Genomic DNA, 10,449 nt, shown 5'->3' with positions numbered 1-10,449 from the left:
GTCTACCCAGACCACCCCCGCGCCAGTGCTAGCTTTGCGTACCGTCACTTATTGCACTGAAAACGAGGAGACCCCGTCTCTGGCTGCGCAGGCGGCGGCAGTGCTCGGCGAATGCCGCTGTGATCAGGTCGTGCTTGGTCCGGAAGAAGTAGGTGACCGCCGCCAGTGACACCTCGGCACGCGCCGCGATCTCCCGCTGCACCACGCGGTCCGCGCCCTTGCGGGCAATGGTCGAGAGCGTGGCGTCAAGGATGCGCAGCGCAGTCTCATTGGTCTGCGCCCGCTCGCGAGCGAAGGCGTCGATGCTGGCCCGGGCATCCGCCTTGCGCGTGACCGACGGCACGATGGGCTGCCGGCCCAGGCGGGCATGCAGCCGCGCGGTTGGCGTCGTGATCCAGGCGGAGCGGGCCGCCGGATCGGTCTCGCACAGCAGCAGGCCCGTCAGCCCCAGGGCAAGATCGGCCCAGGCTTCTGCCGCCACGGGGCCGGCGTCGAACTGGCGCGCGAGCCCGCACCAGAACTGCCGCTCCTGCGCGACCTCCTGCTCGGCCGCTGGCCGCAGCTGCGGTTCGCGCCCCGTGCTCACCTCGAGCTCCAGTTCGTCCCGCAGGGCCAGGATCTTGCGCTGCTCGCCCAGCCGCATCTGCAGCAGGGCGGCGACCATATCGGGCAGCTCCACCCAGGCGGGCATCTGCTCGAGGCAGCGCGCCAGCGCGTCGGCGCGTGCGGCCTCCATCCTGCGGCCCAGCTCCGCGTGGACGGCGAGCAGCAGCTGCTCGCGGCCGCCGAAATGGTAGTTGATCGCGGACGGGCTGCCCCCGGTCCGGGCGGCCAGGGACCGCGCGCTCAGCTCGGCGAATCCCTGCTCGCAGGCCAGTTCGAAGGCGGCTTCCGTCAGCCGGTCGGCATGGGCCGCGGTCGGCATCTCCGTGAACACCTGACGTCTCCTATTTTCGTTTGTTCGCTGCCCCTTGGACAGTACATCCGTTCCAATTCTATCCAAAGTACCCATTCAACTTGCCATGAATTGGCCCATAAAACCATTACAAGTCATCAATCCGTCATGGGGTGACCTTACTGTACATACGTTCTAAACACAGTGCGAAGTGCCGGCGTGGGGTCGGTTTCGCCCTTTCTGTCAAAGGTGCCGCCATGCAAGAGTCCGCCCGTTCCCATTCCCGCTTCACCGTCGCCGTCGTGCCCGACACGCAGAACTATGTGAGCTACCGCAACCAGCGCGCGGCGGGCTTCCCGTTCAACGCGCGCGAGCTGCTCTGGGACATGATGCACTTCATCGCCCGCAACGCGGTGGGCAATGGCGGTGAGATCGCTTTCGCCACCGCGCTGGGCGACATGTGGCAGCACCAGATGAGCGCGGACGTGGACGCAGCTCATGCGCGGCGCGGCCACCGGTCCATCGTCAGCCCCTTGCTCGCAGACCACGTGGCGCCTGCGCCGGAGCAGGTGCTGAACATCGAGATCCCCGCCGTCAGGACGGCCTACGAGATCCTCGCCGGCCAGTTGCCCTTCTCCGTGGTCCCGGGCAACCATGACCACGATCACATGTGGGCCGACGCCGACTACCCCCCGCAGCCCGGCGCGATCGACTTGCACCGCCTGGACCTGGCCAGCGTGGGCAGCATCCATTGCGGCTCGCTGGAGAACTGGACGCGCAACTTCGGCGCCCAGACGCCTTTCTTCAAGAACCAGCCCTGGTATGTTTCCTCGTTCCGGCAGGGCGCCAACAGCGCCCAGATCTTCACCGGCGGCACCCACCGCTTCCTGCACCTGGGCCTGGAGATGTCGCCCGACGGCGAGGTGGTCGACTGGGCCGAGTCGGTTCTGCAGGCCTTTCCCGGGGTGCCGACCATCGTGTCCATCCACGAGTTCCTCAATCCCCGGGGTGAGCGCCAAGCCGCGGAATGCCTGGACCTGTCCCGCCTGGACCCCGAGCGCCACACCCCCGACCGGCTCTGGGACAGCCTGATTTCCCGCCATGACCAGATCCTGGCGGTGCTGAACGGCCATTTCCATGGCGTGCGCCACCGCGTCGACCCGAACCAGCACGGCAACCAGGTGTTCCAGTTCCTCAGCGACTACCAGGGCCGCAAGCAGTCGCTTCGCGGCACTTTCCCCGACGCCACAGTGATCGACGGCATCGGCGACGGCTGGCTGCGCCTGATGGAGTTCGATCTCGACGCGCAACGGCCGCGCCTGCGCCTGCGGGCCTACTCGACCTACTTCAAGGCCTACGCGTCCGATCTGCCCCAGTACGCCGCTTGGTACGGCCACGAGCATCCCGAAATGTCGGAGGCCGAGTTCCGGGCACTCGACGACGTCGAGTTCGACCTGGTCGACTTCCACACCCGCTTCGAACGCGCCCGCGTCGACGGCGAAACCGCCAACGAGACGCAGATGGCCCAACGCGCTTGAGCGTTTCCCTGCTCCCCTTCTTTCCAAAGGCATCATCATGATCAGAAAGACTTTCCTTCTTGGCGCGGCCGCCCTGGCCGCCACCGTGTCGCTGCCCGGCCGCGCAGGCCCCGTCCCGGCGACCGTGGACAAGCCGGTGACCATCACCTTCTACAACTACAACCTGGCCACCGCGGGCCTGGGCGCCGATGGCACCCGCAAGCTGCTGCAGGAGTTCATGGCGGCCAACCCCAACGTCAAGGTGAACGCGGTCGGCGTGAACGTCGCGCAGCTGATGCCCCGCTTGCAGGCCGACGTGGCTGCGCAGCGCCCGCTCGACGTGGCGTTTTCGGGCTACGCAGAGTTTCACAGCTGGATGGCCGCCCGGACATCGACTCAGTCAACGGCGGAGACGAACGACCATGTCTGACATCCAGATTTCCGGCCTGACCAAACGCTTCGGCAACGCTGCCGTTCTTCAGGAACTCGACCTGACAGTGCGCGACGGCGAATTCCTCACCCTGCTGGGCGCGTCCGGTTGCGGCAAGTCCACCTTGCTGAAGCTGATCGCCGGCCTGGACACGCCCGACACCGGCACGATCCGCATGGGAGACCGCGACCTGCTCGCCCTGTCACCCAGCGCACGGGACTGCGCGATGGTGTTCCAGTCCTATGCGCTGTACCCGCACATGACCGTGCGCGAGAACATCTCGATGCCGCTGGTGATGCGCGGCCTGGGGTTCTGGGGTCGCCTGCCGGGGGCACGCCTGGTATCCCCCGGGGTGCGCCGCCGGCTCGCCGACATCCATGCCAGCGCACATGAAGTGGCCCGGCGACTCGCCATCGACGGGTTACTCGATCGTAAGCCGGCGCACCTGTCGGGCGGCCAGCGCCAACGCGTCGCCCTGGCGCGCGCGATGGTTCGCCACCCCTCCGTGTTCCTGTTCGACGAGCCCCTTTCTAATCTGGACGCCAACCTTCGCCATGCGCTGCGTGCCGAGATCCGGCAGCTTCACGACCAGTTGGGCGTGACGTTCATCTACGTCACGCACGATCAGCACGAAGCCATGTCCATGTCGGACCGTGTGGCGGTCATGCGCGAAGGCCGCATCCTTCAGGTGGCGCCACCCGAAGATCTGTACATGCGGCCACAAAGCCTCGAGGTGGCTCGATTCGTCGGCGCACCGCGGATCAACGTCGTGCCGGGCGACATCCTCGCCAATGGCGAGATCCATTGCCTGGCGCAACGCATCGCAGATACCGCGGGGAACGGCGGGCCCTGCCGTGTCGCCTTCCGGCCGCAGGCTGTCACCTTGGCAAAGGCGCCGGGCCTCACCGTGCGCGGCGTGGTTGGCCATGTGGAATACGCGGGTGCCGAATTGATGGCCACGCTGACCCTGCCGAGCCAGGGGGAAGCCTGCATCGTCTGCCTCCCGGCTGGCACGGCAGCGCACGCAGGGGCCGAGTTCGAGGTCACGGTCCCGTGGGAAGCCCTGCATGTCTTCGACGCCGGCGGCCAGCGCATGTCGATCGGTCGATGCGACACCCTGAAGCGAGTGGCCTGAAAGCCGAGCATGCGCGCCCATCCTCTTTCCACCGTTTCACTTCTCGCGCCCGCGGGCCTTCTTGCGACGCTTCTGCTGTTCATACCCGTCCTTGCCGTATTTCTGATGTCGCTGACCGATTGGCAGTTCGGCGCCACCACCCTGAACTGGGTCGGCCTGCAGAACTACGCCGAACTCTGGTCGGACGCGGTGTTCCGCAAGTCTGTGGCCAACACCCTTGTCTACCTCGTCCTGGTCACCGGGGGATCGATCACGCTGGGCCTGAGCCTCGCCTTGTTGATCGAATCCGATCGATCGGGACGCGGCTTCTACCGCACAGCCTTTTTCATGCCGGCCGCATCGACGCTGATCGCAATGGCGTTCGTGTGGGAATTCCTGCTGCATCCGAGCGCCGGGCTCGTCAATCACCTGCTCCAGCAGGTCGGCGTCGCACCCCAGAACTGGCTCAACGACCGCCACCTCGCGCTGTACTCGGTCGCCGCGATCGGCATCTGGCAGATGTCGGGGCTTGCCCTGGTGTTCTTCCTGGCCGGGCTGCAAGGAATCCCCCGCGACGTGCGAGATGCGGCGGAACTCGACGGCATCGATCGCCCCTTCGATCGATTCCGCTTCGTCACCTGGCCGTTGCTGGGCCCTACCACCTTGTTCGTCATCACTGTCTGCGCCATCCGCGCCCTGCAGGTCTTCGACACCGTCCATGTGCTCACCAAGGGCGGGCCGAACAAGGCCACCGAAGTGCTGCTGCACACCATCTATGCGGAGGGGTTCAGCTTCTTCCGCATGGGTTACGCCAGCGCCATGACGGTGGTCTTCATCGCCGGCATCTTCCTCTTGACCCAGATCCAGCACGCCGCGCTGGAGCGCAGGACGCACTACGCATGAAACCTCCTTCCCCTTCCTTTCGGATTCTTCGCCACGTGGTGCTGATGGCCGTGGCCCTGGTCTTCCTGATGCCGTTCATCTGGATGGTGCTGACCTCGCTCAAGCCTGCCGACGAAATCTTCGGCAGCGAGATTCATCTTTTTCCGACGCGCTTCGCTGCAGTGGAGAACTACACCCTCGCGCTAACCAAGGTCCCCTTGCTGCGCTACCTGTGGAATGGCGTGCTCGTCTGCGCGGGCATCCTGGTGCTGCAGATCCTGGTGGCACTGCCTGCCGCCTACGCCTTTGCCAAGCTGTCGTTCCGTGGCAAGCCGTGGGCTTGGCGCTTGGTGATGCTGGCGCTCATGGTGCCATACCAAGCCACGGCCATCCCCCTCTACGTAATGCTGTATCACGCCGGTCTGCTCGACTCGATGGCCGCGCTCATCCTGCCTTTCAGCGTGTCCGCGTTCGGCATCTTCCTGATGCGGCAGTTCTTTCGCACCGTGCCCGACGACCTGATCCACGCCGCGCGGCTCGACGGCATGGGTGAGTTGGAGATCGTCTGGCGCGTGATGCTGCCCACGGCCATGCCTGCCTTGCTGGCGTTCTCGATCTTCTCGGTGGTCTGGCATTGGAACGACTACTTCTGGCCACTGCTGGTCATCAATTCACCCCATCTGGCGACGCCGCCGTTGGGAACCATGTTCTTCCGCAATGAGGAAGCAGGCAGCGCGTTCGGTCCGCTGATGGCCGGCACGGTGCTGATCACGGCGCCGCTGGTGCTGTTGTTCGTCGTCGCGCAAAAGCGCTTCATCGAAGGTGTGACGCTCACCGGCGTCAAAGGTTAAACCGCAAGGAATCAAGCAATGAAACAACTGTTTAAGAAAACCGCCGCACTGGCCGTGTTAATGACCACCGGCCTGGCACAGGCTCAGCAACCGACTGAGATCGTGATCGACTACGCGTACGCTGATCTCTTCAAAGAGGTCCATGAATCAATCGCAAAAGACTTCATGGCGAAGTTCCCCCAGTACAAGGTCACGTTCCGTGCGCCCACGTCTGACTACGAGGTCGCGGCACAACAGGTTCTGCGCCAGGCCGTCACGGGCCAGCTCCCCGATGTGTCTTATCAGGGCCTCAATCGTCAGCGCGTGTTTGCCGACCGTGGGCTCGCTGTCGACCTGACGCCCTTCATCAAGGCGGAGAAGGGCTGGGCGGGGATGGGTTACGACCAAGCGTTGCTTTCACTGGGGCAAGTCAAGGGTCAGCAGGTCGGCATCGGCTTCGCGCTGTCTACACCCGTCATCTACTACAACGCCGACCTGATGCGCAAGGCGGGCGTGGAGCCCGATCGCTTTCCCATGAACTGGGATGCCATCATGAACGCGGCCAAAAAGTCGAAGGCGGCAACGCCCGGCACCGAGAGCCTTCACGTCGAGTGGGACATCACGGGCAACTGGATGTGGCAGGTGCTGGTCTTCAGCAACGGCGGCACCATGTTGACCGCCGACGAGAAGAAGGTGGCCTTCGACGGCCCCGCAGGCAAGGCCGCCATGCTGACCCTCGAGCAGCTCGTCAAGCAGGGTGAGATGCGCAACATCTCCTATTCGGCCGCCTTGCAGGACTTCGTGAGCGGCAAGCTCGCGGTACTGGCGACAACCACTGCGCGCCTGGGCAGCATCACGAAGCAGGTGGGAGGCAAGTTCGAGATTCGTACCGCCCGCATGCCCGTTGCCAAGGACGGCCGACTGCCGGCCGGCGGCAATGCAGCGATGATGTTTTCCAAGGATCCTGCCAAGCAGGCCGCTGCTTGGGAATACATCAAGTTCGCCACCGGCCCGCTGGGCGCGACGACCATGGTCAAGGCAACCGGCTACTTCCCGGCCAACACGTTGCCAGCGACCGACCCGAACCTGCTTGCGCCCTTCTACAAGGCAAACCCCAATCATCTGACCGCCATCGCGCAGATGCCGGTACTCACCGGCTCGTACGCGTTTCCGGGTGACAACGGCTTCAAGATTACCGACGTAATCAAGGATCACCTCCAGACCGTGGTTTCGCAAGAGGTGCAACCCGCCGTTGCCCTTAGCGAGATGAGCAAGGCCGTCCAGGCATTGCTGCCGCGCTGAGTGCAAGGCACGACCATGCACAAGTTCATCCACATCACGGACATTCATCTTGTCGAGCAGGGTCGCGCCCTCTACGGCCATGACCCCGGCAAACGGTTCGAGCGCTGCATCGACAGCGTGATCGCCGAGCACGCGGACGCAGCGTCTTGCGTGATCACGGGCGACCTCGCACATGTCGGGCACCCGGACGCCTACCGCCAGCTGTCGGAGCAATGCGCGCGGTTGCCAATGCCGGTTCATCTGATTCTCGGCAACCACGACAGCCGGACCAACTTCCGCGAGCGCTTCCCACAGGTGCCGGTGGACAGCAATGGGTTCGTCCAGTACGAGCAGGCCATCGGGAGGTTCAGGGGTCTGTTTCTGGATACCAACGAACCGGGAACGCATTGCGGCGTCTTCTGCGAGCAACGGGCAAACTGGCTTTCCCAGCGCTTGGCGGAGGATGATTCACCGGTGCTCCTGTTCATGCATCATCCGGCATTCCACCTTGGCATCCCGGTCGCGGATCGAATCGGATTGGTCGACAACGAATGGTTGCTGACAGCACTGAAGGGCCACGCGCATCGCATCAAGCACCTGTTCTTCGGCCACATCCACCGGCCCATCTCGGGCACCTGGCGCGGCATCCCCTTCTCGACTTTGCGCGGTACCAACCATCAGGTGGCACTGCACCTTGGGGAATCCGAAGACATCCCGGGAAGCTTCGAGCCACCACAGTACGCCGTCGTCCTGCTCGACGACGATTCGGTGATCGTGCACCTGCATGACTTTCTCGATCGCAGCGAGAGATTCTGGCTAGGCGCGTAGGCGCGGATGCAGAGGCGGCCCTTGGTCCAGTGCCGTGAAGTCGATCCTGCCGACTCTGCAGGCGATTCAAGCCTCAATCAAGGGCCGAAGCGGGCCCTAAGAAATCGTAGTGCACCTGCCGGACGGGCACGCCCAGCGTGCGCCGCGAGCGCTGCGCACGCTGCACGAAAGGCTTCGACCCGAGGAAATAGCTGTCGGTGCCGCACCCCCGTTGGCTCACTCTCCAGTCGGCGCCAACAACTCGACCTACGAATTAAGAGTCTTCGCTACCTCGATTTCTAAAGAATCTCAAAAAGTTGGAAAAATCCAGCATCCATGCGAGTTTGCGGTTGATTGAGGCTACTGAACTGTTCTCGCAGGTTCCCCTTTTATGTGAAGTATTCGCGGCATGATTACACGGGCTTTACACGTGAGCCGCGGGCGAAACCTGCTGCTGGCCTAATGGCACTCTCCGAGCAGAATCGAAGCGCTTTACCTTGCGAAAGCGGTGCTAACGTGCTTTTGTGTTCCAGATCTGTGAGGGCCATGACTCCAAACGGCCAACTGCGGGTCTTCGAAATTTGAAACTGGTTGATTGCTACCTGGGTCAAATAAGTCTCCCTGTTGTTCCCATTTCATTGCAGCGACAAATGCGACGGCAGGGCTTGACCTGCAGATTCAGGCCACTTCGAAATGCCTGTCTGAGATTGACTGGATTGACATGACACTCTTTCGGAACGTTGCAGTTTTAGCTGGGGTTTTGGGATCGCTGCTTGGTGCCGGCAGCTTTCCGGCGCAAGCGCAAGAGCTAGCGTACGTCGCTGGAGTGCCCAGCGCCGACGGCATCGGCAAACGCTACCTGGGTCGCGAGATCGCACAGGTCATGGGGTGGCAAGGAGCGCCATGGCTCGAACGCCAGGAACGGGAGAAGGAAGAACGTACCGACCTTCTCCTGGATGCGCTGGAGTTGAAGCCAGGCATGGTGGTTGCCGACATCGGCGCTGGTACCGGCTACCTGTCCCGTCGCATGGCGCGCCTGGTCGCCCCTTCCGGCAGAGTCCTGGCGGTCGATGTGCAACCCGAGATGGTCGCGCTTTTGCGCCAGGCTGCGGAAGCCGAAGGCATGCGCAATATCACGCCTTCATTGGGTACTGAAAACGATGCCCGTCTGGCGCCGGGGTCCGTCGACCTGGCGATCATGGTCGACGTGTATCACGAGCTGTCTGCTCCGTATGAGATGCTCAGGAGTGTGGTGCAGTCGCTCGCGCCCGGCGGGCGGGTCGTTTTCGTGGAGTACAAGGCGGAAGATCCCGCAGTACAGATCAAGCAGCTGCACAAGATGACGGAAAGGCAGATCCGCCGGGAAGCGGAAATCCTGCCGTTGCAGTGGGTGCGTACAGACGCGAGGCTGCCGTGGCAGCACGTCGTCATTTTCCGAAAGAAATCCTGAACTGCAGAGCTTTGGCGAGTGCAAGCTTCTTGGCCTTGGCGGGTAATCTTCAGTTCGTCGGATCGAGCACCAAACGCGCATTTAGGTCGTCGACGAGCCAAATGACGGCGGATCCAGGCGGATCCAATGCTTGATTAAACGCCGCCATCGTCAAGACGAAACCTGCCGGCTTGATGTCATCGACGTTCAGAGAAACCTAGATGCTGCGCACAAAGGCGCTTTGCGCCATGTGCGTACGGCAGCCGCCGCTCGCCACTTGAGGATCTATGCGGTACCCCTGTCGTCATCCTGATTGCCGACTTTCAGCAGTCAGTTTATGGGGCCAAATACATCGCCGCCGTCGAGGTTTGCAAGTGCCGGCACGGTCGCCTGACCTATCAATGTCGCGGATGCATGCTTTCAGCTTTGGTACAAACGAGTAGCGCGGCGGCCTAAAACTTCTGCCATCAGTCTGAAGCTGCCTTTAAGTCGACTTGTCTGCGTCTTCGTGGGGCGGCCTGAAGCAGCGGGGCTTACCGCCGTCGACAAGGTCCACAAGGGCAAGGGCCGCACTGTCAACGCGCGCTTCTCGGTGATGTGCGCGCACTACCTGTACGACCCTGACTTCTGCAACGTCGCGGCGGGCTGGGAGAAGGGGCGCGTGGAGAAGAACGTGCAGTACAGCCGTCGGCGCATCTGGATCGAGGCGGCCCGACATCGCTTCAGTTCCTTTGTCGAACTCAATGCCTGGCTGAGTGAGCGCTGCCGCGCCCTGTGGAACGAGATCCGCCATCCCGAACACAGCCAATTCAACGTGGGCACGCGCTGGTTGGGGTCTCCTCGTTTTCAGTGCAATAAGTGACGGTACGCAAAGCTAGCACTGGCGCGGGGGTGGTCTGGGTAGACCGTTGATTTCATTGACTTTCCTGTTCGCTTTGTAAACGGGTATGGTGGCCTCCCACTTTTGAGGTTCACGATGCAGGGTTGGCACACAACGTTTTTGGGGATGCGTGGGCTCCCCCGCGATATCAGCGACTTCGAGATGAAGGCATTTTTCACCTTCGATGGTGCCGAGCGCGACGCAATCAATGCACGCCGAGGTGATTCCCACAAGCTTGGTCTGGCGCTCCATATTGGTTTCCTGCGCATGAGTGGGCGTTTGCTCGGTGCCTTTCGGGTAATTCCAGTACTCGTGCGGGCGCGTCAATGGCTGTACAAGAACAAGCTGGTGATCGTGCACGAGCGGGCAATTCGGACACTGATT

General features: G+C 62.8%; 10 protein-coding genes and 1 pseudogene. 10 read left to right on the top strand and 1 reads right to left on the bottom strand.

Annotated features, from left to right (window positions below; all coding sequences use genetic code 11):
- Positions 1–28: 28 nt before the first annotated feature.
- Positions 29–937: a TetR family transcriptional regulator gene (locus AC1Q5S_RS21760; RefSeq protein WP_031942798.1), complete on the bottom strand. Its 909-nt coding sequence runs from the start codon at positions 935–937 to the stop codon at positions 29–31.
- A gap of 215 nt (positions 938–1,152) precedes the next feature.
- Here AC1Q5S_RS21760 and AC1Q5S_RS21755 point away from each other — a divergent pair, with 215 nt between their 5' ends.
- The 10 genes and pseudogenes from AC1Q5S_RS21755 to AC1Q5S_RS21710 form a co-directional block, all read left to right on the top strand.
- A complete protein-coding gene (locus AC1Q5S_RS21755) occupies positions 1,153–2,433 on the top strand; it encodes a metallophosphoesterase family protein (RefSeq protein ID WP_066784141.1) in 1,281 nt (426 codons plus the stop codon).
- A gap of 37 nt (positions 2,434–2,470) precedes the next feature.
- The gene (locus AC1Q5S_RS21750) at positions 2,471–2,842 is read left to right on the top strand and encodes a type 2 periplasmic-binding domain-containing protein (protein ID WP_031942800.1); all 372 of its coding nucleotides are present in this window, start codon (positions 2,471–2,473) and stop codon (positions 2,840–2,842) included.
- The gene (locus AC1Q5S_RS21745; RefSeq protein WP_029309264.1) at positions 2,835–3,977 is read left to right on the top strand and encodes an ABC transporter ATP-binding protein; all 1,143 of its coding nucleotides are present in this window, start codon (positions 2,835–2,837) and stop codon (positions 3,975–3,977) included. Before AC1Q5S_RS21750 ends, AC1Q5S_RS21745 begins: the two co-directional genes overlap by 8 nt.
- Before the next feature lie 9 nt (positions 3,978–3,986).
- Entirely contained in the window at positions 3,987–4,859 is an 873-nt protein-coding gene (locus AC1Q5S_RS21740) for a carbohydrate ABC transporter permease (RefSeq protein ID WP_165091850.1), read from the top strand.
- Positions 4,856–5,689: a carbohydrate ABC transporter permease gene (locus AC1Q5S_RS21735; protein WP_165091848.1), complete on the top strand. Its 834-nt coding sequence runs from the start codon at positions 4,856–4,858 to the stop codon at positions 5,687–5,689. Before AC1Q5S_RS21740 ends, AC1Q5S_RS21735 begins: the two co-directional genes overlap by 4 nt.
- An 18-nt stretch (positions 5,690–5,707) precedes the next feature.
- On the top strand, positions 5,708–6,970 hold the full coding sequence (locus tag AC1Q5S_RS21730) for an ABC transporter substrate-binding protein (protein WP_492239417.1): 1,263 nt from the start codon (positions 5,708–5,710) through the stop codon (positions 6,968–6,970).
- Between the two features lie 15 nt (positions 6,971–6,985).
- On the top strand, positions 6,986–7,777 hold the full coding sequence (locus AC1Q5S_RS21725) for a phosphodiesterase (protein ID WP_029309111.1): 792 nt from the start codon (positions 6,986–6,988) through the stop codon (positions 7,775–7,777).
- 700 nt (positions 7,778–8,477) lie between these two features.
- On the top strand, positions 8,478–9,206 hold the full coding sequence (locus AC1Q5S_RS21720; RefSeq protein WP_031942805.1) for a class I SAM-dependent methyltransferase: 729 nt from the start codon (positions 8,478–8,480) through the stop codon (positions 9,204–9,206).
- A 514-nt stretch (positions 9,207–9,720) separates the two neighbouring features.
- Positions 9,721–10,002: pseudogene (locus AC1Q5S_RS21715) on the top strand (IS21 family transposase); the annotation flags it as partial.
- A 159-nt stretch (positions 10,003–10,161) separates the two neighbouring features.
- On the top strand, positions 10,162–10,449 hold a 288-nt coding region (locus tag AC1Q5S_RS21710; RefSeq protein WP_492239416.1), incomplete at its 3' end, for a DUF4158 domain-containing protein.

It is taken from the genome of Acidovorax sp. GW835-FHT14B10 (assembly GCF_058793725.1).
Note: the sequence above shows the minus strand (reverse complement) of the source record. Positions and strands in the feature narration are given on the sequence as shown.

Bases quoted from the DNA above. Each gene is read 5' to 3' on its own strand.
- AC1Q5S_RS21750 (WP_031942800.1), top strand. From the start codon at position 2,471: ATGATCAGAAAGACTTTCCTTCTTGGCGCGGCCGCCCTGGCCGCCACC.
- AC1Q5S_RS21740 (WP_165091850.1), top strand. From the start codon at position 3,987: ATGCGCGCCCATCCTCTTTCCACCGTTTCACTTCTCGCGCCCGCGGGC.
- AC1Q5S_RS21755 (WP_066784141.1), top strand. From the start codon at position 1,153: ATGCAAGAGTCCGCCCGTTCCCATTCCCGCTTCACCGTCGCCGTCGTG.
- AC1Q5S_RS21745 (WP_029309264.1), top strand. From the start codon at position 2,835: ATGTCTGACATCCAGATTTCCGGCCTGACCAAACGCTTCGGCAACGCT.
- AC1Q5S_RS21720 (WP_031942805.1), top strand. From the start codon at position 8,478: ATGACACTCTTTCGGAACGTTGCAGTTTTAGCTGGGGTTTTGGGATCG.
- AC1Q5S_RS21735 (WP_165091848.1), top strand. From the start codon at position 4,856: ATGAAACCTCCTTCCCCTTCCTTTCGGATTCTTCGCCACGTGGTGCTG.
- AC1Q5S_RS21730 (WP_492239417.1), top strand. From the start codon at position 5,708: ATGAAACAACTGTTTAAGAAAACCGCCGCACTGGCCGTGTTAATGACC.
- AC1Q5S_RS21725 (WP_029309111.1), top strand. From the start codon at position 6,986: ATGCACAAGTTCATCCACATCACGGACATTCATCTTGTCGAGCAGGGT.